A 24,573-nucleotide genomic window follows, 5' to 3' on the forward strand; every position below is an offset into this window, starting at 1 on the left:
GACAAGGCAAAGCAACGAAGAAAGCGATCGTTTCTCATCAGCCCCAATTTAGGCTGAATGAAAACGATGGTCTTGTCTAAGCGTTGAAGCCTTGGGAGGCGCGGAGTTGCCATTTGGGCAATGAGCACCGGACAAGGCAAAGCAACGAAGAAAGCGATCGTTTCACCTCAGTCCCAATTTAGGCTGAATGAAAACGTTTGTCTTTCAAGGCGCGAAGGCTTGGGAGGCGCGGAGTTGCCATTTGGGCAATGAGCACAGGACAAGGCAAAGCAACGAAGAAAGCGAGCGTTTCTCATCAGCCTAAAAGCATAAAAAAGTAAGGTGATTCCTTGTGACAGAGCATTGGAAAGACGTTCTTCCCGTTGATCAGTATGAAATTACGACAAATGGCATGCTTCATCTAGAAGATCATGCGGTGCTGCAGCTTCTCTATCAACCATTAGTTGGCGCAATAGCGATGGGTGTTTTTCAAACACTCATTTCCGAGCATCGTCGTCGTGACTTTCAGCAGAAGACGCATACGCACCATTTCCTTATGAACGTGCTCGCATTAAACTTGCAGCAAATTTATGAGGCTCGTCAATTGCTAGAAGGCATTGGTCTGCTGAAAACGTATCGCCAAAAATCTGAGAATGTTCATCAGTTTGTCTATGAATTGCAATCTCCAATGCAGCCCGCTGAATTTTTTTCGGATGGGCTGCTTAACATTTTTTTGTATCAAAAAATCGGAAAGACCGCGTACGATCACTTAAAGGAGCTTTTTGAAGTCCCCTCGAGGAGTACGGATGACTATGTCGTAGTGACGAAGTCCTTTACTGACGTTTTTCAGAGCATTAAAATGTCAGATTTACAGCAAACGAAACCGCCAGAAACTCCTGCGGATAAAACAATGGAAAAGGCAGCAACGCCTTCAGGGGTCACCATTGAAACAGATACATTTGATTTTTCATTATTGCTCTCAGGGCTCCATGAGGCAATGGTTCCGAAGCAAGCCATCACGCCAAAGGTAAAAACTGCGATCTACAAGCTCGCTTTTCTTTACCGTATTTCTCCACTCGAAATGAAAAAAATCCTAATGAGCGCCCTCACGCAACACGAAGAAATTGATGTTGATATTCTGCGAAAACAAGCTAGGGAATGGTACCAATTCGAGTCAGGAGAAACGCTTCCTGCCGTTGTGCACCAAACTCAGCCGGCGCAAGCCCGTGAGTTTAAAGATAGCCCGCCGGAGACAGAAGAGGATAAGCTCATTCATGCACTTGAAATTTCTTCGCCGCACCAGATGCTAACAGAATGGTCTGGAGGGGCGCAACCCTCGGAAGCAGATCTGCGAATGGTTGAGGATGTAATGTTCCAACAGAAGCTACCAGCAGGGGTTGTCAATGTTCTCTTGTATTTTGTCATGCTCCGAAGCGATAGTAAGCTAACAAAGAGCTATGTACAAAAAATAGCCGGTCATTGGGCACGAAAAAAAGTAATGACAGTGCGGCAGGCCATGGCTCTTGCGAAGGACGAAAATGCTAAATACAAGGAATGGCAGACAGAAGGTCCAAAAAAACGTACGGCTAAAGCCATTCGCACAGAGAAGCTCCCATCCTGGATGGATACCCAAAATGAGTCACCGTCAGAGACATTGTCAGAGCAGGAACGGACTGAACAACGGGAGCTGGAGGAACGTTTAAAGAAATTTGCGTCACGCACAAGTGATGAGTCCACTGAGCAAAGGAGGAGCGGCAAATGAAGCCTATTCAGGATTCATTAAGAAAGTGGGGGAGTCAATCAGACCTTCAAAAGCAACTTCAGCAATTGAAAGAAAACGTGCTTTCCCATCAAGAGATCCGAAGCTTTATTGATAGCCATCAACTGACGAATGATATTGTTGAACGCCATCTCATGTTGTTTTATGAGTACACGACACAACAACATTCCTGCAACAGTTGCTCCTCCGTGGATCAATGTATCAATGTGATGAAAGGCTACCTGCCCAAACTCGTTTACACGGGCACACGAATTGAAATTCGCTATGAAAAATGTGATTCAAACATTCGTGAATCAACGATGAAGAAACAGCAATCCCTCGTACAAGGAATGGCGATTCCTGATGAAGTGTTAAACGCCACCATGTCGGATTTAGATACGCTTGAACTCGCTAGTAAGCGAAGAGCTGTTAGTCTTGCTGTCGATTTTATTGATCAATACAAGTCATCCCCGCCACCTGTTGGGTTGTATATCCATGGAAGCTTTGGCACTGGGAAAACCTATCTGCTTGGCGCCGTGGCCAATGAGTTGAAGTCGCGATATAAAGCCAGCTCACTGCTCTTGTTCGTACCGGAATTTATCCGCCAGTGCAAAGAATCACTCGGAAATGATTCGTTGGCGCGTCGAGTTCAGGCTGTACAAGAAGCAGAAGTGCTAATGCTTGATGATTTAGGCGCGGAATCAATGTCCAGTTGGATGCGTGACGAGGTTTTGGGGCCGATTTTTCAATATCGAATGATGCATAAACGCCCGACGTTCATTTCGTCGAATTTAGGCGTGGATGAGCTTCTCCATCATTTTTCCTACAGTCAGCGAGGAGAGCATGAGCAGTTAAAGGCGATGCGAATTATGGAGCGGATCAGAACGCTAACTATTCCCGTTGAACTAACAGGGAAGAATCGCCGCGATAAAAAATAAAATAAAACGGGTCATCCTTTGGAAACAGTCCAGAGGATGACTTTTTTTGATTGCTTTTTATACAAGCTGCCATACACTCGCTTTCACCCTTTGCACTTTATTCGTTTTTTGAACGTATCGCTTAACTCAAATTCAATCTGCTCCATTTATACGTAAGGTACATTTGAGCTTCCTGACTCTTTCATCCGACAGCATAATCTACCGCTGTATCAATCCTACTTATCAGACGATCTTCGGGCACTAGGTGAAATGATTCTGCAAGCAACGATGAACTTACTTTACATGTTTGCTAAAGCAACACAGCTTAACTCACTTTTCCATTTTCTCCATTAATACGAGACCGATAAAAACAATTTACGCAGAAACATCAGCGTAGTCAAAATACGTAGACTCCTGCGGGAACAGCGCGAGCTGAAGATCCCGGAGGAAAGCCGCTTTTGCTTTCCGAGGAAGCTGAAGCCGTGCCCGCGGAAAGCGAAGTATTTTGACGAAGCGGTCTTGATTTCTTTTCACCGTAAAGGGCATAAGGACAACATCGATTCGAAAGTCCATTACCTTGCTTCCATTTAGTTACAGATATTGATAGGAGCAACCTTCACTCATTAGAAAGAGTTTTGTCGAGCGTTTCTTAAGGGATTCCGAAGAGGAGGTTCATTTTTTTCATTTTTGTCCATATACATGTAGAACGAGAAAGGAGGGAGGAGTCGACAACGTGGTAATTCGATTTTCTATACAAATGAGCAGAGAAGCTGCCTCTCTTTGCTCAGCGCTTTGTACAAGCATTCACCCTTCACGAGTTCGTGTGGATCACTGGGCGACAGAAACAGAGGTGTGCGTCCGTATAGAGTGCATTGATTTCAATACCGATTATAGATCGATGCTAGTTCCCGTCATTGTTCAATGGATGTCTCAAACACTTGAAGAACGTCTTTGCATCCAAATTATACGTGAAGTGTTTCAATATCATAATGACGATGAGATCAATCAAATTATGCATATGGTTCAGCTCGTTATGGAAGGAGAAAAGCCAGGGGTTCCAGGGTGCCATAGCAGTGTGAAACAAATGATTGAGAAAGCGACCGATGCTTGGAGAGTGCTTGATGAGCATACGTCTTTTTGTTTTGATGCCTTCATCCAATTTCGACTTCGTGACTATAGAAAGGCTCTTCAGACCATTGTTGAAAAGGCCATTGATGAGAAAAAGCTAGAGGAGGAATACCAGGAATTTATTCATACACTCCGCTGTTATGTAGAAGAGAGACGTTTTAGCTCCACCGTGGCACGCGTCGTGTTTGACACGCATAGTCAGTTGTATACAGAAGATTTCCGACCTAAACAAGTGGAAGAGCTGCTGCGAGCGGCCGATGTATCGGTTTATCCGATTGATGAGAAAAACGACCGCTCTATGACGATGGCGGCGTTGCTTGCGTTAAATCCACAGCAGCTTATCGTTTACGGAGATGAGGCAGAGGATGCGTTAGTGGCTACAGTAGTGACCATTTTTCAGGAGCGGGCTGTGCTCAAGAGTGTCCATCAGTTTAGAACGGAGGCAGATCAATGGGCTTCAAAGGAAGCTTGATCTCCCTCTGTTGTAACGGTATAATACATACAACATAGCGCACGAACAGCGAGAATAAAGGACACCGTTTTTGTTTATGGAACTCACAGAGAGAAGTGTAGGCTGAGAGCACTTTAGTTTCGAACAAAAATGACCCCCTTTTACGCTCCGGCAAGGTGAAAATTGCTGGCGGGAGGCACCGTTAAACGCCACTTGAGCCATTGCACCTACGAAGTGTATGGAAACAAGGGTGGAACCACGGTAACTCGTCCCTTTTACAGGGGAGGAGTTTTTTTGTGCGCATTTATTTACATAGGAGGCGTTAAAAGTGACTACAATTCAAGTGACATTTCCCGATGGACATGCAAAAGAGTTTCCATTTGGTACGACAGGTGAAGATATTGCAGCGAGCATTTCACCAGGATTAAAGAAGAAGGCATTGGCCATTTCGTTCGATCAAGAGCCTTATGACCTGCGCCGCCCTCTTGAAAAAGATGGAGCGATTGAGATTATTACACCTGACACAAAAGCGGGGCAGGAAATATTACGCCATTCAAGTGCGCATTTGCTCGCACAAGCCGTGAAGCGATTGTATCCTGAAGCGAAATTCGGTGTAGGTCCGGTCATTGAAAACGGCTTTTATTATGACATTGATTTAGATACGTCATTAAGCCTAGAAGATTTACCAACGATTGAAAAAGAAATGAAAAAAATCGTCGACGAAAACCTTCTTGTTGTTCGTGAAGAGGTTACACGAGCGGAGGCCCTAAAAACCTTTGAAGCGCTAGGGGACGAGCTGAAAGTAGAGTTGCTCGCAGATATCCCGGAGGACCAGTTGATTACGTTATACAAACAAGGTGAGTTTGTGGATTTGTGTAGAGGTGTTCATGTGCCGTCAACAAGCAAGCTAAAGGTCTTTAAGCTTATGTCAATCTCAGGTGCCTATTGGCGAGGGGACAGCAAAAATAAAATGCTTCAAAGAATTTACGGGACGGCCTTCGAGAAGAAGGAAGAGCTAAAGTTGCATCTTCATTATCTTGAAGAGGCGAAAGAGCGTGATCATCGTAAATTAGGCAAGGAGTTAGAGTTGTTCACGGTCAACCAGAAAATTGGTCAAGGGTTGCCGGTTTGGTTGCCAAAAGGAGCGACGATTCGCCGTACCATTGAACGTTATATTGTTGACCTAGAAGAACGCCTTGGCTACCACCATGTGTACACGCCTGTGCTTGGAAGCGTGGAGCTCTACAAAACGTCTGGACACTGGGATCACTATCAAGACGACATGTTTCCGCCAATGGAGATGGACAACGAAGCCCTTGTGCTCCGTCCGATGAATTGCCCACATCACATGATGGTGTACAAAAACAAAATGTATAGCTATCGTCATCTTCCAGTACGTATTGCAGAGCTTGGCACAATGCATCGCCACGAGATGTCCGGCGCCCTCGCAGGCCTGCAGCGAGTGCGTGCAATGACGTTAAATGATGCCCATATTTTTGCGCGTCCAGATCAGCTCAAGGATGAATTCATTCGTGTCGTCCAGCTTGTCCAAGAGGTGTACAAAGATTTTGGCATTAACGATTTTCACTTCCGTTTGTCTTATCGAGATCCAGAAGATAAAGAGAAGTACGTGGACAATGATGAAATGTGGGAGAAAGCACAAGCCCTTCTGAAGGAAACGATGGAGGAAATGGACTTGCCGTTTGTGGAAGCTGAAGGGGAAGCGGCCTTCTATGGACCAAAGCTTGATGTGCAAGTGAAAACAGCTCTAGGAAAAGATGAAACACTGTCCACGGTGCAGCTTGATTTCCATTTGCCAGAACGATTCGACCTCACTTATGTCGGCGAAGATGGCAAGGATCACCGTCCTGTTGTTATTCATCGAGGTGTCGTGTCAACAATGGAACGCTTTGTTGCCTTTTTAATTGAAGAGTACAAAGGCGCATTCCCAACGTGGCTTGCACCGGATCAGGTAACCGTTATTCCAGTGTCTAATGAAGCACATTACGCATACAGTCGAACTGTGGAAGAGGCTCTAAAAGCTGCTCAAATTCGCGTGGACATTGATGACCGTGAAGAAAAGCTAGGGTATAAAATTCGTGAAGCGCAAACGCATAAGGTGCCATATATGCTCGTTGTCGGGGATAATGAAATGGCGCAAAACGCAGTGAACGTGAGAACCTATGGCTCGAAAGATTCGGATACAATGCCATTAGAGGCGTTTGTTGAAAAAATTAAAAAAGAGATTGCAGACAGAGTCTCCTCTTAAGCAGCTCTCCATCCTAAACACTTTCGTTATGAGAGTGTCTAGGGCGTGTCTTAAAACACGCTCAGAGTTATCTGTCACCGCCTTTTCGTCCTCTGTTCCGTTCCTTTTCCTTGACGTACGTCCGGTACGTCAAGGAAAAGCACCATGCTTAGAACGAAAATTCGGCAACATCTGCTCCCTTCTGAGTTCTCAGACACGCCCTAGGACTTTTTAAAAAAAGCTTGCGTCCATGCTTTTACTCATGTATGATTGATTTTGTTGTTCAGCGGATAGCTCCGCATTGACAGCACACCTTCCAATGTAGTAGAATAATGTTTAGTAACAAGAAGAAGCACCCGCTTCTCACCTGCTTGGCGCATGAAAATGCTGTTGACAGGTCAATGACTTTTTGTTTTGCTTTGTCCGTCTTGAGGACATGTGAAATACGAAAGCGTGTGGGTGCAAACACCGACACTTTTTTTGTGTGTAAATACAGAAATCGTCGGAACGATATTGAATACGCGGATGTTGCCGCATGCGCTGCTTGCTAAAACAATCGTTGAACGAAAAAACGTGGAGGTGGCTCTTATTAGTAAAGAGTTTATCGTCAATGAAGCCATTCGTGCCCGTGAACTACGTGTTATCGGGGTCAATGGCGATCAAATTGGAGTTAAATCAAGACAGGAAGCTCTTGAGATGGCGCAAACCGCTAATCTTGATCTTGTCATGATGGCCGCTCAAGCGAAACCACCAGTTGTCCGCATTATGGACTTTGGAAAGTATCGCTATGAGCAACAGAAGAAAGACAAAGAAGCTCGTAAAAACCAAAAAGTCATTTTGGTAAAAGAAGTACGTCTCAGTCCCGGTATTGAAGATCATGACTTTAACACCAAGCTTAGAAACGCTCGTAAGTTTTTAGGCAATGGCGATAAAGTAAAAGCGAGCATTCGTTTTCGTGGACGTGCCATCACGCACAAGGAATTGGGCCAAAAAGTGCTTGATCGTCTTGCAGAAGAATGCAAGGATCTTGGCACGATGGAAGTTCGTCCAAAGATGGAAGGCCGCAGCATGTTTATTTTAATGGCGCCTGTCAATGAGAAGCAGTAAGCTTCCAGACACGCCAGACACGATTTGTTTTGAGGAGGAAATACTATGCCAAAAATGAAAACCCACCGTGGCGCTGCAAAGCGTTTTAAAAAGACGGGAAGCGGAAAGCTTAAACGTTCTTCTGCGTTCACAAGCCATATGTTTGCGAACAAATCGCAAAAAGCAAAACGTAAGCTCAGAAAAGGCGGCTTAGTTAGCCCGTCTGACATGAAGCGTATTCGTCAAATGCTAGACAACGTGAAATAAATAGAAAATAACGATTGTGCAGCGATGCTCCGGATGAGCAGTTGCAGGTAAAGATTCGTTTTAATCGTTTGATCCAGGAGGGATTACAATGCCTAGAGTAAAAGGTGGGACGGTAACACGCCGTCGTCGTAAAAAACAGCTAAAATTAGCAAAAGGGTATTATGGAGCAAAACATTCACTTTTTAAAGTAGCCAACCAGCAAGTAATGAAATCCTTACAGTATGCGTACCGTGACCGTCGTCAACGTAAACGTGATTTCCGCAAACTTTGGATTACACGTATCAATGCTGCGGCTCGTTTGAACGGACTTTCTTACAGCCGTCTAATGTTTGGTCTTAAGCAAGCAGGAATCAACGTAAACCGTAAAATGCTTTCCGAAATGGCCATCCATGATGAAAAAGGCTTTGCTGAGCTTGCTGCTCGTGCAAAAGAGAATCTTTCGTAACCACAGATAGAATAGAAAAAGCGGGAGCTAGATCAGTAATGGATCTATCTTCCGTTTTTTTGAATTGTTGTTAAAGCATCTGTTCCGACCATCCTATTGTTTGTTTTTGCGCATTGTAATGACCTTAATTTTGTAAGCGCTATCATAGGAAGTCAGATATGAATGACGCATAATTTAAAAGTTGTCAGGAGGAGTACACCATTGAAATTCACCACGCGGACTCATGGATGTTCAAGCACGATAACGGTTACATAATATTAAAAAGGTAATTGCAGGAAAAAATCGAACTTAATAATTATAGGGTGGCAGCAAAGGGGTGCTTTTATTGTGTCTGTCTCCAAGAACAGAAAAAAGGAAAAGGGGTTATAAGATGATAAAGAAATTAGCTGTCTCGTACATAATGACTATGGTGTTACTGATATTTGCGTCACCGGTGCAGGCTCAGGAGGTTCACTGGGTATTTTCAGGTGATAAAAATATTTCAGGAGACGAAAATGTTATTGTTATAAATGGAAGGACGTTGGTTGGTGTCAGGGCAATTATGGATGGGCTTAACTTTCAGACTTCTTGGGATAAGACTGAGCAGACGGCTACATTCGAAAATAAGAATCGTACAGTCCTCGTGGAAGCTGACTCGAAAAAAGCCAGCGTCAATGGCGATGTCGTGCAGCTTGACGTTGCATCGGTAATTAAGAACGGCAGAATGTTTGTGCCACTCCGTTTTATTGGTGAAGCATCGGGGTATCAAGTGCTCTACTCAAAGACGCTGGGCTTGACGGCGGTAAGTAAAAACACTGCAGAAGGGAAATCGCTCAGAGGCGTAGATTTTCTGAAAGGATCGAGCATTCTTAAAGATGCTGAGGAAGGGCGCCTTGGGCCAGTGTCCATGAAGATAGAAGAGCAGGCGCTGGCTTCGATTGTTAACCAGCTTGGCCTTCCCGACGGCAGGGATAACGGCACGCCACAATCGGATCATATACCGTCCCTTGCGTATGGGGATTACAGGGTGAATTTTCTTGCAAAGAACCCAACAAAGGTTGATATCGTCTCGAATCCATTCGTTAATGAGATAGCCGTCGTTTTTGATGAACCCGTACTATTAACAGACGTCGTCGAAGCCATTGGGGAGCAGCCTGACGAGGTCGCTCATGGCATGCATCGGGGAAAGCGTTACAATTTAGGTGAGTATACGTTATATTTAAGGCTTGAGGGGGACGATAAGTATGTTAAACGTATCAGCCTTTACCCGGCGTACTCTTGAGAGGGCAATTTTCTGAACTCTGCTTGGAAGAAGTGCAACGCTAAGAATGCTAATGAAAAATAGATGAATAAAACCAAGCGGCAGTTCTGATGAGGTATGAGAGCCTAATTGGTTATGTGAAACGAATAAACGTTTAAAGGGGCAGACAACGCCTCTTTTTTTGTTGCAAGTATGTCGCCATTTGAATTAAACTGTATTCTCAACAAGCTGGGGCGAAAATAATAAGCATTCCTACAATCTTCTGTTATTCTTTTTAGTCCTAAATGATGTGCTTAAGTAAAGGAAGTGTATGTCTGTGGAACTGTATATTGCAGGACTGTGGCTGGTCATCAACATGATCGCTTTTGCTTTAATGGGAAGTGACAAACGCAGAGCTGTACGAAATAAACGCCGGATCTCGGAACGGCGACTTTGGCTCTTCGCTTGGTTGTTTGGAGCTGTTGGCGCCTGGGCTGGCATGGTGCAGTGGCGTCATAAAACCAAACATGCTTCGTTTCGTATCGGCTTGCCGCTTTTAAGTGTTATTCAGTGTGGGCTGCTTATCGTTTTGTACTGGTCTCTTCTTCGCTAGCATATAGTGGCATTGTCTAGAAAAGGAGGCATGACCAGTGCAGGAATGGCTAGAATTTGCATCAAGATGGGTAGAATCCTCAGGCTTTTTTGCCCCACTGCTGTTCATTGCTTTGCATGCATGTCGCCCACTGCTTTTTTTGCCTGTGCCAATCGTTTGTTTGCTAGGCGGAATGCTATTTGGGTTTTTTACCGGAACGTTGCTCTCTCTTATCGGCATGTGGCTCGTTTGCGAGTGGTTTTATTGGGGAGTAAAAAGTGTGCCATGGATTGAAAAGCGATTTCAGGGGCTGCAAAAAAAATATGCCGGTCATCGTCAACTAACACTTCAGCAGATCACGATTTTACGTTTGTTGCCGTTCGTTCATTTTCACCTCATGTCCCTCTGCGTGATGAAGCTGAGTGCCAGTGCCTCAGCATACCGTCGCTCCTCCCTATACACCATTGTGCCATCTGCTGCGTTTTACACATTGTGTGGCAAATGGCTTTATCAAATGTCAGTCCCTGTATTCATTGTATTTGCTGTTATCCTAATTGGTCTCGCCTATTCGCTCCGTCAAAGGAGGAGCATTGTTTCGTGGAGTGAGTTTTTTGCTTCTCCACGCGTTCGTTCCAAAGAATAATTCTATCCTTTATTGAGTGAATAGCTCCTTGACGGGGGACTTCCATTGGATCTCGGCCATCGGGTAATGGATGAGCACTTCATGTTCAATAAAATAAAAATCATCTTTTGTAAAACCAAACAAAAGATCGGGGTGATTTGACCAAAGCAGAACAGACACAACTTCAAAGGAGTTTTCGGATGGCCCGACACTTTTTTTGCCTTCGAAGTCAACACCGCGATAGGTAAGCTGCAAATTTAAGTGTGGGTCATCTTTTGAATCCAATAGAAAAAAACCATCCTCTTCTTGGGCTTTAGAAAACGACCGCTGTGGCTGTTGCATATATTTACGAATGCTAAAAGCAACAATAGCCATTGCTAAAACGAGCAATACGATCAAGGTCCATTGCATGGCATTCCCTCCTTTTTTTTCTCTTCTCTATACTATACTTTTCACGATCTCAAAAAGTTTCAAACCATACCATCGGACCATTTGATTAATCAGATCAAAACCACGTATACTTATTGTATACCAAAGAGATAAAGGAGAGAGCTTGTATGCCTCTAGATGATACGTTACATATGCTTAAAGAATTAACAGATGCCAAAGGAATTCCTGGAAATGAAAGCGAACCACGTCAAGTGATGGAAAAACACATCCGTCCTTATACTGACGCAGATGGCATTGTGACAGACCATTTAGGAAGCTTGATTGCAAAAAAAACTGGTGATAAAGATGGCCCTAAAATTATGGTCGCAGGCCATCTTGATGAAGTTGGCTTTATGATTACAAGCATCGACGATCGCGGGTATCTGCGTTTCCAAACGGTTGGAGGCTGGTGGAGTCAGGTGATGCTGGCACAGCGTGTGACAATCGTGACCTCTAAAGGGGACGTCACAGGGGTGATTGGTTCCAAACCACCACATATCCTTTCCCCTGAAGCACGCAAAAAACCTGTAGAGATTAAAGATATGTTTATCGACATAGGTGCTTCGAGCCGTGAAGAGGCAGAAGGCTTTGGTGTTCGACCTGGTGATCAGGCCGTGCCATATTTTGAATTTACGGTGATGGAGAACGAAAAAATGCTTTTGGCTAAAGCGTGGGACAACCGAATAGGCTGTGCCATTGCTATCGACGTTCTTAAAGCGTTAAAGGACAAAAAGCACCCTAATATTGTGTATGGTGTAGGAACGATTCAGGAAGAAGTTGGTCTGCGTGGTGCAAAAACGGCGGCGCATTATATTCAGCCTGATATTGGTTTTGGTGTTGATGTTGGCGTGGCGGGTGATATGCCTGGTGTGACTTCAAAAGAGGCAAGTGGCACGCTTGGAAAAGGCCCACAAATCGTCTTGTATGACGCCTCAATGGTCTCCCATAAAGGATTGCGCGATTTTGTTGTAGCAACGGCAGATGAAGCAAATATTCCTTACCAATATGAAGCGATGCCTGGCGGGGGAACAGATTCTGGTGCCATTCATGTGACTGCAAATGGTGTGCCGGCGCTTTCGATTACAATTCCGACACGCTATATACATTCTCATGCGGGCATTTTGCATCGAGATGATTACGAAAACACGGTAGACCTCATCGTTCGCATTATTGAAAAGCTAGATAAGGAAACGGTGAGAGCCATTACCTTTGATTAACCGCTTATCATAAAGTGTTTTGGGTTTAGGGAAAAAGGATGCCTAATGCAAGCGATAGCGGGAGAAAAGTGCACGGTTTATGCACAGCTTCCATCCACTATCGAGCAAAGGCATCCTTTTTGTGTGATGATCTAATTCGTGTGAAGACCATCGTGAAGCATCGTTAACATCTCTTCCTGTTCCTCTTGGTCCGCATGTTGCCAAATGATCTCAAAGAGTACGCCTAGACCAGGAAGCATTTTTTCTTCACCGCTTTGAATCGCGTCAACAATCGTATTCTCAAGTTCATCTCTCGAATTGGATTGCACGTTTTGAGTGATGGCTTTACGCAAATTTAAATCCATTCGTACGCCTCCTATAGTCTTAACGATAGACAATCTACGGTGCCTCCGTAGTTTATGGCGTAAGGAAATAGTTTATACTAGCGTTATGAAAAGAGGAGCTTTCATGAAACAAATATTGTCTGTCCAAAATCCACTGATCAAACAGTGCAAAAAACTAAAAGCAAAGAAGTATCGAGAGGAGCAGGGCCAGTTTCTCATTGATGGCCAGCATTTGCTTCAGGAAGCGATATCTGCCCAACTGTCTCTTGAATACATTTTTTATGATCCAAACCGCTGCGACCCTCCGCAAAATACAGATGCGGAATGCATTGAATGCAGTGAAGAAATTATCCGTGCACTGAGTGATACCCCCTCACCACAAGGTATTATTGCTGTGGCTGAGATGCCCAATGAACCGGACAGTGACTTGTCAGCAGGTCGATACGTCCTGCTCGATGACGTACAGGATCCAGGGAATGTTGGAACGATTATTCGAACCGCAGAAGTACTGGGCATGACAGGCGTGGTCTTAGGAGAGCACTGTGCCGATGTGTATAGCAGTAAAACAATTCGTTCCACGCAAGGTGCACTGTTCCACATCCCAATTCTTCGACGGAACTTACAAGCATTTACGGAAGAATTGCACCAGCATCACATTCCACTGTTGGCCACGGCAATGAACGGCGAATCACTTGAAGAGGCAGAGGTGCCTTTGAACTTTGCGATTCTTTTTGGTAATGAGGGGAAAGGGGTATCGCCAGCCCTATTGGATAAGGCAGCACAGCTTCTTACGATTCCGATGGCAGGGAAAACTGAATCGTTAAACGTGACTGTGGCTGCTGGTATTGTCCTTTATCGATTGCACTCTAAGCGCTGACCTAATCTATATGAAGGTATATTGCTTCCCTGAAACTACTTCCGTACCTTATTGGAAATTATAGTTGTGTTTCGGAACGTAGGTCGCTATACTAAGGATTGATAAACGTATTATGAATGCAATTCCTAGCAAATGCTTTGAAGGAGCCAAGTAGGAAGTCGACGATGCGTCATTTTAGGGAAGGGTGCCATAGACTGAAAGCCCCCTTGATTGCATGGACTTTTGAATTCACTCTGGAGCAGACGTTTGGATGCTTTTAATTTATAAAAGCGAAAGACGATCCGGACACTTCACCGTTATATGAAGTCGAGTTGGGCTTATTCAAGTAGCCAACAAGGGTGGTACCGCGGAATTTTCGTCCCTTTTTTAGGGGGCGTTTTTTTGTGTTTAAAAACGATCAATCGCCATAAATGGTGTCATTTTAAAGGAGGTTCCTTTCATGAAAGATGAGCTATATGCCTTACAAGAGCAAGCACTTGCGGATGTTGAAAAGGCTGAGCAAGGGAAAGAGCTGCAAGACATTAAAGTGAAATTTTTAGGGAAAAAAGGGCCCATCACAGAAGTGTTACGCGGGATGGGGAAGTTGAGTGCTGAAGAGCGTCCGCTTATTGGGCAAGTGGCCAACGAGGTGAGAGGAAGCATTCAAGAAGCCATTGAAAAGAAGCAGCAGACGTTGAAAGCAGCGGAAATTGAGCAGAAGCTTGCGTCGGAAACAATTGATGTCACGCTGCCAGGGGTTTCAAAAGCTGTAGGACATCCACATCCACTGACTCAGGTCATTGAAGAAATCGAAGACTTTTTTCTTTCCATGGGATATAGCGTTGCAGAAGGTCCCGAGGTGGAAAGTGATTATTACAACTTTGAGGCATTGAACCTGCCAAAAAGTCACCCTGCTCGTGACATGCAGGATTCGTTTTACATTACAGAGGAGCTATTGCTTCGTACACAGACCTCTCCAGTCCAGCCGCGAACAATGGAAAAAATGAACGGGCGTGGACCGGTTAAGATCATTTGTCCAGGCAAAGTGTATCGTCGCGACAACGATGATGCGACGCACTCCCATCAATTTATGCAAATTGAAGGACTCGTCGTCGATGAAAACATTCGCATGAGTGACTTGAAGGGAACGCTCGAAGTGTTCGCTAAGGAAATGTTTGGCGAGGAACGTGACATCCGTTTACGACCAAGCTTTTTCCCTTTTACGGAACCGTCTGTTGAAGTCGATATTTCATGCAGCATTTGTCAGGGCAAAGGTTGTTCGGTTTGTAAGCAAACGGGGTGGATCGAGATTCTAGGGGCAGGAATGGTGCATCCTCGTGTATTGGAGATGGCTGGATTCGACCCTGAAAAATATACAGGCTTTGCCTTTGGTATGGGACCAGATCGAATTGCGATGCTAAAGTATGGTATCGAAGACATTCGTCATTTTTATACCAATGACCTTCGCTTCATTCAGCAATTTAATCGAAAGTAAGGAGAGGACACTACTATGCTTGTTTCTTATGAATGGCTTAACGATTATGTGAACACAAAGCAGACGACGGCAGAAGAGCTTGCCGAAAAAATTACACGCACTGGCATAGAAGTAGAGCATGTCGATCGGATGGCAGCGTCACTTGATAAAGTGGTTGTTGGCTATGTGGAACAATGCCATCCACACCCAGATGCAGATAAACTAAACCTATGTCAGGTCAATACTGGCAGGGAGACCGTACAAATTGTTTGCGGAGCGAAAAACGTCGCTGCTGGACAGCATGTTGTTGTGGCTCAGCCAGGAGCCAAGCTACCAGGTGGCATTAAAATTAAAAAAGCAAAGCTTCGTGGCGAAGTTTCAGAGGGCATGATCTGTTCCTTGTCTGAACTTGGTGTGCCACAAGCGCTTGTGCCTAAAGAAGTGGCTGATGGCATCTATGTGTTTACAGAGGATGTAGACTCAGGGACACCTGCGGCAAAAGCATTAAAGCTTGATGACGCTATTATTGAACTGGGACTAACGCCAAACCGCTCTGATTGCTTGAGCATTCTAGGAACAGCGTACGAAACAGCAGCCATTTTGAACACAGATGTAAAATGGCCTGATGAATCCGTCGAAGAGAGTGACCTAGCTACAAGTGATGCGATTTCAGTGACGGTTGAAGCGACAGCTGACAACCCTTATTACTCGGCACGAATTCTTGAGAATGTCACTATTGCACCATCGCCATTTTGGTTACAACGCCGTTTAATTTCTGCTGGCATTCGTCCTATTAATAATGTTGTTGATATTACAAATTATGTCCTCTTAGAATACGGTCAGCCGCTGCATGCGTTTGATTATGACAAACTCGACTCAAAAGAGATCGTTGTTCGACATGCAAAAGCGAACGAAAGCCTGATCACGCTTGATGGACAGACAAGAACGCTGATGGAAGGCGAGCTAGTGATTACAAACGGCGAGCAGCCGATTGCGATTGCAGGGGTGATGGGAGGTCAGTCGACAGAGGTCACTCCTCAGACAACGACGATACTACTTGAAGCAGCGTATTTTGCCCCGATCACTGTAAGAGCAACGTCAAAAGCGCATGGCTTACGAAGTGAATCAAGTGCACGTTTTGAAAAAGGCGTTGATCCAGTACGCACGAAGAAAGCGTCTGAGCGAGCGGCACATTTGCTGCAAAAATACGCCAACGCCACTGTCCGTCAAGGTATTGTGTCGCAAGAGAACGAATTACCTAAGGAACAAATCGTCAAAGTGACCGTATCTCATGCGAACGCTCTGCTTGGCACTGACATTTCAGCAGACGCCATTGCAGCGACATTTGTTGCTTTGCAATTCCCATACACCCAAGATGGTGAAGCATTCGCTGTTCAAGTGCCGACAAGACGACCTGATATTACATTGGCTCAGGATCTCATTGAAGAAATTGGTCGCTTGTATGGCTATGATCGCATTCCAGCAACCTTACCAGCAACGTTGCCAAAGCAATTTGGCTTAACAGATAAACAAAAGGCTGTTCGAAAAGCACGACGTGTGCTTGAAGAAGCTGGTTTAAATGAAGCGATTACGTACTCGTTGACGAGCAAGAAAAAAGCAACACAGTTTAGTTTATACAAAGATGTCCAGACGATAGCCATTGCAATGCCAATGAGTGAGGAACGGCATTATTTACGGCAGAGCCTTCTCCCGCATTTGCTGGAAGCAGCGGCTTACAATCAGCATCGAAAAGTTACGAAACGTGCCCTGTACGAAATTAGCTCCGTGTATACGACAGTTGATGGACCAGAGAATTACAAGGAGCACTTGCATATAGCGGGTGTGTTGTCAGGCATCACAACCGAACAAAGCTGGCAACATGCGAAGCAAACAGTCGATTTTTATGAAGCAAAAGGCATTGTAGAACTTCTCCTGAACGAGCTGCACATTAACGGAGACGTATCCTTCCATGCAGATCGCCAGCCAGACCTTCATCCAGGACGCACTGCAGCGATTTCTGTAGATGGTGAAGTGATTGGTGTCGTTGCACAGCTACACCCATTCGCTGCCGCTGAACAAGACCTAGAAGAAACCTATGTGTTTGAACTAATGACGACAGGATGGCTGGGCAAGGAAAAGGAAGATGAGTATACGGGTGTTCCTAGATTCCCTGCCATGAGTCGTGATATCGCCGTCGTTGTCGACCAAAAAGTTGCTTCAGGCGAGATTCAAAAAGCCATCTTGACAGCAGGTGGATCACTATTGCAAAAAGCAAAGCTATTCGACGTTTATGAAGGTGACAAGCTGCCAGAAGGAAAAAAATCACTCGCTTATTCCTTGCTCTATAGTGCACCAGAGAGAACACTAACAGACGAAGAAGTCACAGCAGCCAACGACAACGTACTAACAAAGCTAAAAGAAACATTTGGCGCAGAACTCCGATCATAACAGGGTTTAGCTAAATAAAAAAAGTCATAGAAAAGCAGTCCATCCTTATTTGAAGGTGGACTGCTTTTTCTCTATTAGCTTTAACATTCGTTTAGTGTTTATGTCAAATTATGCTTAGTATTTCTTATGGAAAAGCAACGGTATCTATTTGTATGCCTTCCTTGGTATCGTTTCATCTCTGTGTTGTTGTGTTCAAAGATCGGCATGCGCTTCGTTCGTTTTTGAACCTATTGCGTAACTCAATTTCAATCTGTTCAAATGATACGATAGGTTCACTTGAGCTTCTAGACTAACTCTTCATCCGACAGATCGAACAGAATTTTCAAATGCATCAATCCTGCGAAGTAGACGATCTACAGGCTACTTCTCACCAGTTGAAATAATTCTAAATGAAACAATGAGCTTCAATTTCTTGATTGCTGAAGGAATATGCCTCGACATGCATTTTCCACTTTCTTTTTCATACGAGAACAAAAATAATAACATGTTACGCAGAAACAAACATTAGCGTAGTCAAAATACGCAGACTCCTGCAGGAACAGCACGAGCTGAAGATCCCCTCTGAAAGCTTGCTTTCAGAGGAAGCTGAAGCCGTGCCCGCGGAAAGCGAAGTATTTTGACGAAGCGGTTGTGCCGTGCCCAGAACCGCCAAATTTATTGGTTTTGTTCGGTCATCCCCCTTAATATTTCTCAATCTCATTACAAATAACAGAGTAAGACAGATTTTCGACCACATTCGACGAAAAAATACAGAGAGTTTTAGGAAAACATTTTCACTTCAAATCTGTTTCATGTTATGATATAGACAAGATTGTCAATTATTTAGGGGGTATTTTCGTTGTCTGGAAAGCAGAAAAATAAAACGACTATTACCATATACGGGCAACCGTTTACGATTGTCGGCTCTGAAAATACATCCCACATTCGTGATGTAGCTGAGAGCGTTGATGATACGATGCGTGATTTAGACTTAAAACATCCATATCTTGGCATGAATCGCCTGGCGATTTTAGCAGCCGTAAACGTCACCAATGACTATGCAAAACTTCAAAAAGCCTATGAACAGTTGAAACAAGACTATGATTTATTACAGACTTACATAAGGAAAGAGGAAAAATTAAAGGATGCTTAACTTGGTACTCCTCCTGATTCTTTTTATCGGGATAATGGTTGGATTAAGACGAGGTTTAATTCTACAAGTCGTACATTTGGCTGGTCTCGTCCTATCATTTGTCGTCGCTTTTATGTACTACAAAGAGCTCGGCGAAAAGATTACGTTATGGGTTCCTTATTCAGGAGCAGAAGAAGGTGCTTTTTCGCTTTTTGAAAATGCCCCCTTCTTGGAGCAAGCCTTTTACAACGGGGTAGCTTTTGCCATTTTGTTTTTTGTGACGAAGGTGATTTTGCAAATCTTAGGCACGATGCTCGATTTTCTTGCCGATTTGCCTATTCTGCACGGCATTAACCGCATACTCGGAGCTGTGTTTGGATTTGTAGAAGTGTATCTCATTGTCTTTGTGCTTTTGTATGTGGGTGCCTTATTGCCAGTCGAGCAGGTTCAAGAGGCCATTGATCATTCTTCAATAGCCAAAAACATTATAGAACAAACGCCTATATTGTCACAGCAGATTAAAGACTTGTGGTTTGCCCATATGGAACAGTGATTAAGCTTCTCCTAGACCTTTTGGAGAAGCTTTTCCCGATTAATCACGGATATTATTGAGGAGTGACCGTTTTGAATAAAAAAGACATCATCCACGTGTTAGAGACAATAGCTCTTCTTCTTGAGATTAAAGGAGAAAACGGCTTTAAAGTATCAGCGTATCGAAAAGCGGCTGTTGCTCTTGAGGATGAAGAGCGCAGCCTTGCTGAAATAGAAGATCCTGGGGCGTTAAAAGGGATCGGGAAAGGGACCGCACAAGTGATTGATGACTTGATTCAACTAGGTCACTCTCCGTTGCTTGAGGAGCTCCAGCAATCTGTCCCTGAAGGTTTGCCGCCACTGCTAGACTTGCCAGGGCTCGGAGGGAAGAAAATTGCTAAATTGCATCAGGAGCTCGGCGTTCATGATGCCCCCTCCTTAAAAGCGGCATGTGAACAGCAAAAGGTGAGTAGCTTAGCGGGATTTGGAGCAAAAACAGAGGCGAATATTTTGCGTGCTCTCGAAGAACGTGACCAAGGTCCCCAGCGGCATTCGTATGCCTCCGTTCGCTCATTGGTCAAAGAATTTGCTGAAGTCGTCAAAGCTATTCCTGACGTAGAACGGGTTGAGGTAGGGGGAAGTTTCCGGCGTGTGGAAGAGACGGTAAAGGATCTTGATTTTGTTGTAGCTACATCACGGCCAGCAATGGTTAGTCAAGCACTGACGTCCTTGTCCTTAGCTGAAGAGGTTATCGTAGCTGGGGATACGAAGGTGACGCTCCGCCTGAAAAAACCGTCTATCCAAGTGGACGTTAGACTCGTATCGAGTGACCAATTCGCGTCAACCTTACATCATTTCACTGGTTCGAAAGAGCATAACGTGAAATTGCGCCAGCTTGCGAAAGAACGTGGTGAAAAAATTTCCGAGTATGGCATTGAAACCGCGACCGGTATTGTTACTCCAGAAACCGAGCAAGCTTTTTATGACCATTTTGGTTTGCCAATGATGTCGCCAGAACTGCGTGAAGGCAAGAAAGAATTTACACATCAGAACGAACTTTCTACGCTTGTTCGTCTTGAGGACATCCAAGGTGACTTGCACATGCATACGACATGGAGCGACGGCGCGTATTCTGTCAAAGAGATGGCGTTAGCCGCAAAAGAGAAAGGCTATTCTTATATCGTAATTACCGATCATTCAAAGTATTTACGAGTAGCCAGAGGACTGACTGTGGAGCAAATTCGTCGTCAGCGTGAAGAAATAGATCGCGTCAATGACGAGATTGATGGCATCCATCTTTTTAAAGGCACCGATATGGACATTTTGCCGGATGGAACTCTCGACTATGAAGATGACGTTCTCAAAGGACTTGATTTTGTCATTGCATCTATTCATTCCTCATTCTCACAGTCTAGTGATAAACTAATGATGAGACTTGAAACAGCCTTGAAGAATGAGCATGTGCATATGATTGCTCATCCAACAGGGCGCCTCGTTGGAAAGCGAGAAGGGTATCAGGTGGATGTAGACGCATTAATCCATGTTGCGGCAGAAACACAAACAGTGCTAGAGCTTAACGGAAATCCCATGCGATTTGATCTCGCGCCTTACTGGCTGGAGAAGGCCAAACGTGCAGGGGTTCAAATGGCAGTTTCTACAGATGCGCATAATATCGACATGCTAGCAGATATGGCGGTTGGTGTAAAAACAGCAAGAAAAGCCTTTTTAACAAAAGAGGATCTACTTAATACAACCTCCCTTCAGGCATTTAAAGAGTGGCTGAAGGTGCATTAAAGAAAGAGAGGGATCGTTGCATAATGAATGAGCGTGTGCTGAAGGTGCTTGAATTTCACAAAGTTCGCAAGGAGCTTGCCAAACATGCGTCATGCTCCTTAGGCAAGGAACGGGCGGAAGCACTTCATCCATCGTCTGATTTTGAGACAGTGAAGGAGTGGCATGCCCAAACAGACGAAGCAGCCACTGTTGTTCGGAAAAAAGGTCACGTACCCATGGGGGGCGTCTCAGACATTCGTCCCCACGTCAAACGGGCTGAAATTGGTGGAGGCTTGAACCCACAAGAATTAAGTCAAATTGCGCAAACCATCTACGGGGGACAGCAAATTAAGCGATTTATTGAACCATTGGCTGAAGAAGAAATCGAGATTCCCTTTTTGCTTCAATTGGCTGATCAAATTCATGGATTGGTAGAGCTCAGACGACAGATTGAGCAATGCATTGATGAACAGGGGGACGTGTCCGATTCTGCAAGTCATGCTCTAGGTTCGATTCGCCGCAACCGGCGGTCAACCGAAGCCCGAGTGAGGGATAAATTGTCTCAGATGACAAAATCGTCTTCAACACAAAAAATGTTGTCAGATACAATTATTACAATTAGAAATGACCGTTTTGTGCTTCCAGTGAAGCAGGAATACCGCCAGTCAATTGGTGGACTCGTTCATGATCAATCTTCTTCTGGGCAAACGTTGTTTATCGAACCGCAGGCTGTTGTTGGGATGAACAATGAACTTAGGGAACTACGATTAAAGGAGAAAGAAGAGGTGGATCGAATTCTCAGAGAACTGTCGGCTGAAGTTGCCCTTCATACGGCAGATCTGCTTGAGAATGTTGAAACACTTGCCCATTTCGACTTTTTATTTGCCAAAGCGTTCTACGGAGAAGCAATAAAAGGCAGTCGCCCTGCACTTGACCCTAATGGGTATGCTGTTATTAAAAAGGCGAGACACCCCCTACTTCCTTATAACGAAGCGATCCCAAGTGACATTGAGCTTGGAGGCGATGTGCACACGATGGTGATTACCGGTCCAAATACAGGTGGGAAAACAGTGACATTAAAGACGTTTGGTCTCATTTCTTTAATGGGTCAATCAGGCTTGTACATTCCTGCACAAGATGGCTCAACGATTGCTGTGTTTGAAAATGTCTATGCAGATATCGGTGATGAACAATCCATCGAGCAGAGCTTAAGTACATTTTCTTCTCATATGACGCAAATCGTTGATATTTTAAAGCATGTCGGTACCCAATCACTTGTGCTATTTGATGAGCTTGGCGCTGGGACGGACCCTCAAGAAGGCGCAGCGCTTGCCATGGCTATTTTGGATGAGGTGCACAAAAAAGGCGCACACACCATTGCGACCACGCATTATCCAGAGTTGAAAGCGTATGGCTATAATAGAGAAGGTGTCATCAATGCGTCAGTTGAATTTAACACAGACACACTAAAACCGACGTATCGTTTGTTAATCGGTGTCCCTGGACGAAGCAATGCATTTGATATTTCAAGACGACTCGGCCTCGCTGAAAGCATTGTCTCGCAAGCATCAGAGCAAGTCGGTACGGAAAGCCACAAAGTAAATAATATGATTCTCTCGCTTGAAGAAGCAAGGAAAAAAGCCGAAGAGGACCGAAACAGAGCTGAGGAACGCTTACAAGAGGTACAGGAATTACAAAGGTCGCTTGAAACTGAGCTGCAAGACTTCCAAGAAGAACGTGAAGTCATGTTCCAAAAAGCAGAAGAAAAGGCTGAGAAATCACTAGCGAAAGCAAAGGCTGAAGCAGAGGAAATTTTGCAATCATTACGCGAGATGCAAAATCGAGCAGGCCACGGTGTGAAGGATCATGAGCTGATTGAAGCAAAGAAACGTCTTGAAGAGGCAAGCCCTAAGTTAGCTGGAGGGAACAAAAAAGCAGTTAAAAAACCTCGTCATCAAAACCTTCAGGTCGGTGACGAAGTGAAGCATCTGACGTTTGGGCAGCATGGCCATATTATTAATAAACGTAGTGAAGACGAATATGAAGTGCAGCTCGGTGTGCTAAAAATGAAAGTAAGCAAAGCTGATCTGCTTTATATCTCACGACCAGAGCCGATTGAAACGAAGCCAATTGCAACTGTGCGTGGGAGAGGACCATCCATAAAGACAGAGTTAGATTTAAGAGGCGAGCGCTACGAGGACGCCTTGCAAAGGCTGGAAAAATACCTTGATGAAGCGATGCTCGCGGGGTATCCGCTCGTCACGATTATTCATGGCAAAGGGACTGGAGCTTTACGCAAGGGCGTACAGCAATATGCTAAGAACCATCGGGCTGTGACAAAGACACGATCTGGAGAAGCCGGAGAAGGCGGTAGCGGCGTGACCATATTTGAGCTTAAATAAGGAGGCCACATGGTGAACGCATTTTGGGAAAATGATTTTGTGGCAACAGCTGGTCACTATAGCGTTGTCGTTCTGAGCACAATTGTTTTTTTGGCTGTGTTTGAACTGGTCACTAAGTATAAAAATTGGAAAGAAATAAGACGAGGAAATTTGTCTGTAGCGATGGCAACTGGCGGCAAAATCTTTGGGATTGCAAATGTATTTCGTCACTCGATTGCCCAAAACGATTCCATGCTTGAGATGCTGGCATGGGGCTGCTTTGGTTTCGTGCTCCTCGTTCTTGGGTACCTGATTTTTGAATTCCTAACGCCGACCTTTAATATCGACAAGGAAATCGAGAAAGACAATCGTGCTGTTGGCTTTTTGTCCCTTGTCATTTCTGTAGGTCTGTCCTATGTCGTAGGTGCTGGAATTCGCTAGGGAGGATTCACTATGGAAATGCTCGCAAAAATATTAATTGCCTTATGTACCCTTTTCATGCTTCTTGGCGTTTTCTATTTGTTATAGGGAATAGGGCGAATGGACAGACTAACGTTCTCAAGATTTAATCAAACATATTGTTCGCAGATCGTGTTCATTTTATTGTATACTCAATACTGAACACATTGTAGATCATCGGAGGCATCCCCTCCAGATGGAACGATGCAAAGGAGGAAAATAAAATGGCAGTTGTACATGTAACAGACACGAATTTCCGAGAAGAAACAGGGGACGGCCTTGTTCTCGTTGACTTTTGGGCGACTTGGTGTGGTCCTTGTAAAATGATCGCTCCAGTTCTAGATGAATTAAGCGAAGACCTTAATGGAAAAGTGAAAATCGCAAAAATTGACGTAGATGAAAATCAGGAAACAGCTGGTCAATACGGAGTGATGAGCATTCCGACAATGCTCGTATTTAAAAACGGTGAAGTTGTCGACAAAGCGGTTGGCTATCAGCCGAAGGAAGCTTTGGCTGAGCTGCTCGCAAAACATCAATAATTCATGTCATGCTGATGACAAACGCTCGCTTTCTTTGTTGCATCGCCTTGATCGGTGCTCATTGCCCTTGAGGCAACTCCGCGCCTCTCAAGACTTCGCGCCTCGAAAGCCAAGCGTTTTCATCCAGCATGAAAATGATCGGTGACAAACGCTCGCTTTCTTTGTTGCATCGCCTTGATCGGTGCTCATTGCCCTTGAGGCAACTCCGCGCCTCCCAAGGCTTTGCGCCTCGAAAGCCAAGCGTTTTCATCCAGCATGAAAATGATCGGTGACAAACGCTCGCTTTCTTTGTTGCATCGCCTTGATCGGTGCTCATTGC

At 44.6% G+C, this 24,573-nt stretch carries 24 protein-coding genes; 20 read left to right on the forward strand and 4 right to left on the reverse strand.

The annotated features are described in order from the left end of the window. Positions 1–331: 331 nt before the first annotated feature. Both EV213_RS11030 and dnaI read left to right on the forward strand, forming a co-directional pair. Positions 332–1,741, forward strand: a complete 1,410-nt coding sequence (locus tag EV213_RS11030; RefSeq protein WP_133580591.1) for a replication initiation and membrane attachment family protein — start codon at positions 332–334, stop codon at positions 1,739–1,741. Next, positions 1,738–2,676, forward strand: a complete 939-nt coding sequence (dnaI, locus tag EV213_RS11035) for a primosomal protein DnaI (RefSeq protein WP_133580592.1) — start codon at positions 1,738–1,740, stop codon at positions 2,674–2,676. Before EV213_RS11030 ends, dnaI begins: the two co-directional genes overlap by 4 nt. 354 nt (positions 2,677–3,030) lie before the next feature. Here dnaI and EV213_RS11040 read toward each other — a convergent pair whose 3' ends face one another. Then, positions 3,031–3,228: a hypothetical protein gene (locus EV213_RS11040; protein WP_133580593.1), complete on the reverse strand. Its 198-nt coding sequence runs from the start codon at positions 3,226–3,228 to the stop codon at positions 3,031–3,033. A 160-nt stretch (positions 3,229–3,388) separates the two neighbouring features. On the opposite strand from EV213_RS11040, the gene EV213_RS11045 reads away from it, so the two are divergent. From EV213_RS11045 to EV213_RS11080, 8 genes are all read left to right on the forward strand, one after another. Beyond that, positions 3,389–4,255 carry a putative sporulation protein YtxC gene (locus tag EV213_RS11045; protein WP_133580594.1) on the forward strand — a complete coding sequence of 289 codons (867 nt, stop codon included), beginning with the start codon at positions 3,389–3,391 and terminating at the stop codon, positions 4,253–4,255. 307 nt (positions 4,256–4,562) lie between these two features. After that, entirely contained in the window at positions 4,563–6,503 is a 1,941-nt protein-coding gene (gene thrS, locus EV213_RS11050; RefSeq protein ID WP_133580595.1) for a threonine--tRNA ligase, read from the forward strand. A gap of 504 nt (positions 6,504–7,007) precedes the next feature. Continuing rightward, a complete protein-coding gene (infC, locus tag EV213_RS11055; protein ID WP_133580691.1) occupies positions 7,008–7,589 on the forward strand; it encodes a translation initiation factor IF-3 in 582 nt (193 codons plus the stop codon). A gap of 45 nt (positions 7,590–7,634) precedes the next feature. Next, positions 7,635–7,835, forward strand: coding sequence for a 50S ribosomal protein L35 (rpmI, locus tag EV213_RS11060; RefSeq protein WP_133580596.1), 201 nt, complete (start codon positions 7,635–7,637; stop codon positions 7,833–7,835). An 88-nt stretch (positions 7,836–7,923) separates the two neighbouring features. Further along, positions 7,924–8,280: a 50S ribosomal protein L20 gene (rplT, locus tag EV213_RS11065; RefSeq protein ID WP_133580597.1), complete on the forward strand. Its 357-nt coding sequence runs from the start codon at positions 7,924–7,926 to the stop codon at positions 8,278–8,280. 370 nt (positions 8,281–8,650) lie between these two features. Further along, positions 8,651–9,541 carry a copper amine oxidase N-terminal domain-containing protein gene (locus EV213_RS11070; protein WP_133580598.1) on the forward strand — a complete coding sequence of 297 codons (891 nt, stop codon included), beginning with the start codon at positions 8,651–8,653 and terminating at the stop codon, positions 9,539–9,541. Positions 9,542–9,836: 295 nt separating this feature from the next. Then, on the forward strand, positions 9,837–10,112 hold the full coding sequence (locus EV213_RS11075; protein WP_424923043.1) for a DUF1294 domain-containing protein: 276 nt from the start codon (positions 9,837–9,839) through the stop codon (positions 10,110–10,112). A gap of 37 nt (positions 10,113–10,149) precedes the next feature. Continuing rightward, positions 10,150–10,734, forward strand: a complete 585-nt coding sequence (locus tag EV213_RS11080) for a TVP38/TMEM64 family protein (protein WP_133580600.1) — start codon at positions 10,150–10,152, stop codon at positions 10,732–10,734. Positions 10,735–10,743: 9 nt separating this feature from the next. On the opposite strand, the gene EV213_RS11085 is transcribed toward EV213_RS11080, so the two are convergent. Beyond that, complete coding sequence (locus EV213_RS11085) at positions 10,744–11,124, reverse strand: sigma-w pathway protein ysdB (protein WP_133580601.1); 381 nt, start codon at positions 11,122–11,124, stop codon at positions 10,744–10,746. Between the two features lie 146 nt (positions 11,125–11,270). Between EV213_RS11085 and EV213_RS11090 the strand changes: the two genes are divergently transcribed. Further along, positions 11,271–12,359 carry a M42 family metallopeptidase gene (locus tag EV213_RS11090; RefSeq protein WP_133580602.1) on the forward strand — a complete coding sequence of 363 codons (1,089 nt, stop codon included), beginning with the start codon at positions 11,271–11,273 and terminating at the stop codon, positions 12,357–12,359. 131 nt (positions 12,360–12,490) lie between these two features. On the opposite strand, the gene sspI is transcribed toward EV213_RS11090, so the two are convergent. After that, positions 12,491–12,703 carry a small acid-soluble spore protein SspI gene (sspI, locus tag EV213_RS11095; protein ID WP_133580603.1) on the reverse strand — a complete coding sequence of 71 codons (213 nt, stop codon included), beginning with the start codon at positions 12,701–12,703 and terminating at the stop codon, positions 12,491–12,493. Positions 12,704–12,806: 103 nt separating this feature from the next. On the opposite strand from sspI, the gene EV213_RS11100 reads away from it, so the two are divergent. From EV213_RS11100 to trxA, 9 genes are all read left to right on the forward strand, one after another. Next, positions 12,807–13,559, forward strand: coding sequence for a TrmH family RNA methyltransferase (locus EV213_RS11100; protein WP_166639265.1), 753 nt, complete (start codon positions 12,807–12,809; stop codon positions 13,557–13,559). A gap of 439 nt (positions 13,560–13,998) precedes the next feature. Then, positions 13,999–15,033, forward strand: coding sequence for a phenylalanine--tRNA ligase subunit alpha (gene pheS / locus EV213_RS11105; protein ID WP_133580605.1), 1,035 nt, complete (start codon positions 13,999–14,001; stop codon positions 15,031–15,033). Positions 15,034–15,048: 15 nt separating this feature from the next. After that, on the forward strand, positions 15,049–17,460 hold the full coding sequence (pheT, locus tag EV213_RS11110) for a phenylalanine--tRNA ligase subunit beta (protein ID WP_133580606.1): 2,412 nt from the start codon (positions 15,049–15,051) through the stop codon (positions 17,458–17,460). Between the two features lie 838 nt (positions 17,461–18,298). Beyond that, complete coding sequence (gene zapA / locus EV213_RS11115; protein WP_133580607.1) at positions 18,299–18,592, forward strand: cell division protein ZapA; 294 nt, start codon at positions 18,299–18,301, stop codon at positions 18,590–18,592. Then, positions 18,585–19,124, forward strand: coding sequence for a CvpA family protein (locus EV213_RS11120; protein WP_133580608.1), 540 nt, complete (start codon positions 18,585–18,587; stop codon positions 19,122–19,124). Before zapA ends, EV213_RS11120 begins: the two co-directional genes overlap by 8 nt. A gap of 71 nt (positions 19,125–19,195) precedes the next feature. Continuing rightward, a complete protein-coding gene (gene polX, locus EV213_RS11125) occupies positions 19,196–20,896 on the forward strand; it encodes a DNA polymerase/3'-5' exonuclease PolX (RefSeq protein WP_133580609.1) in 1,701 nt (566 codons plus the stop codon). A 23-nt stretch (positions 20,897–20,919) separates the two neighbouring features. Then, positions 20,920–23,277 carry an endonuclease MutS2 gene (locus tag EV213_RS11130; RefSeq protein WP_133580610.1) on the forward strand — a complete coding sequence of 786 codons (2,358 nt, stop codon included), beginning with the start codon at positions 20,920–20,922 and terminating at the stop codon, positions 23,275–23,277. A 12-nt stretch (positions 23,278–23,289) separates the two neighbouring features. Beyond that, positions 23,290–23,697, forward strand: coding sequence for a DUF350 domain-containing protein (locus EV213_RS11135; protein WP_133580611.1), 408 nt, complete (start codon positions 23,290–23,292; stop codon positions 23,695–23,697). A 242-nt stretch (positions 23,698–23,939) separates the two neighbouring features. Further along, positions 23,940–24,254, forward strand: a complete 315-nt coding sequence (gene trxA, locus EV213_RS11140; RefSeq protein WP_133580612.1) for a thioredoxin — start codon at positions 23,940–23,942, stop codon at positions 24,252–24,254. A gap of 58 nt (positions 24,255–24,312) precedes the next feature. On the opposite strand, the gene EV213_RS20975 is transcribed toward trxA, so the two are convergent. After that, positions 24,313–24,573 (reverse strand): hypothetical protein (locus EV213_RS20975; RefSeq protein ID WP_208112745.1); only part of this gene is annotated, 261 nt, incomplete at its 5' end.

Source organism: Aureibacillus halotolerans, from assembly GCF_004363045.1.
Lineage (GTDB): Bacteria > Bacillota > Bacilli > Bacillales > DSM-28697 > Aureibacillus > Aureibacillus halotolerans.

What these genes read in the sequence shown, in the direction of transcription:
- dnaI (WP_133580592.1), top strand. Translation starts at nt 1,738, where the DNA reads ATGAAGCCTATTCAGGATTCATTAAGAAAGTGGGGGAGTCAATCAGAC.
- EV213_RS11040 (WP_133580593.1), bottom strand. Translation starts at nt 3,228, where the DNA reads ATGGACTTTCGAATCGATGTTGTCCTTATGCCCTTTACGGTGAAAAGA.
- infC (WP_133580691.1), top strand. Translation starts at nt 7,008, where the DNA reads ATGTTGCCGCATGCGCTGCTTGCTAAAACAATCGTTGAACGAAAAAAC.
- rpmI (WP_133580596.1), top strand. Translation starts at nt 7,635, where the DNA reads ATGCCAAAAATGAAAACCCACCGTGGCGCTGCAAAGCGTTTTAAAAAG.
- rplT (WP_133580597.1), top strand. Translation starts at nt 7,924, where the DNA reads ATGCCTAGAGTAAAAGGTGGGACGGTAACACGCCGTCGTCGTAAAAAA.
- EV213_RS11070 (WP_133580598.1), top strand. Translation starts at nt 8,651, where the DNA reads ATGATAAAGAAATTAGCTGTCTCGTACATAATGACTATGGTGTTACTG.
- EV213_RS11085 (WP_133580601.1), bottom strand. Translation starts at nt 11,124, where the DNA reads ATGCAATGGACCTTGATCGTATTGCTCGTTTTAGCAATGGCTATTGTT.
- EV213_RS11090 (WP_133580602.1), top strand. Translation starts at nt 11,271, where the DNA reads ATGCCTCTAGATGATACGTTACATATGCTTAAAGAATTAACAGATGCC.
- sspI (WP_133580603.1), bottom strand. Translation starts at nt 12,703, where the DNA reads ATGGATTTAAATTTGCGTAAAGCCATCACTCAAAACGTGCAATCCAAT.
- EV213_RS11100 (WP_166639265.1), top strand. Translation starts at nt 12,807, where the DNA reads ATGAAACAAATATTGTCTGTCCAAAATCCACTGATCAAACAGTGCAAA.
- pheS (WP_133580605.1), top strand. Translation starts at nt 13,999, where the DNA reads ATGAAAGATGAGCTATATGCCTTACAAGAGCAAGCACTTGCGGATGTT.
- pheT (WP_133580606.1), top strand. Translation starts at nt 15,049, where the DNA reads ATGCTTGTTTCTTATGAATGGCTTAACGATTATGTGAACACAAAGCAG.
- EV213_RS11120 (WP_133580608.1), top strand. Translation starts at nt 18,585, where the DNA reads ATGCTTAACTTGGTACTCCTCCTGATTCTTTTTATCGGGATAATGGTT.
- EV213_RS11130 (WP_133580610.1), top strand. Translation starts at nt 20,920, where the DNA reads ATGAATGAGCGTGTGCTGAAGGTGCTTGAATTTCACAAAGTTCGCAAG.
- trxA (WP_133580612.1), top strand. Translation starts at nt 23,940, where the DNA reads ATGGCAGTTGTACATGTAACAGACACGAATTTCCGAGAAGAAACAGGG.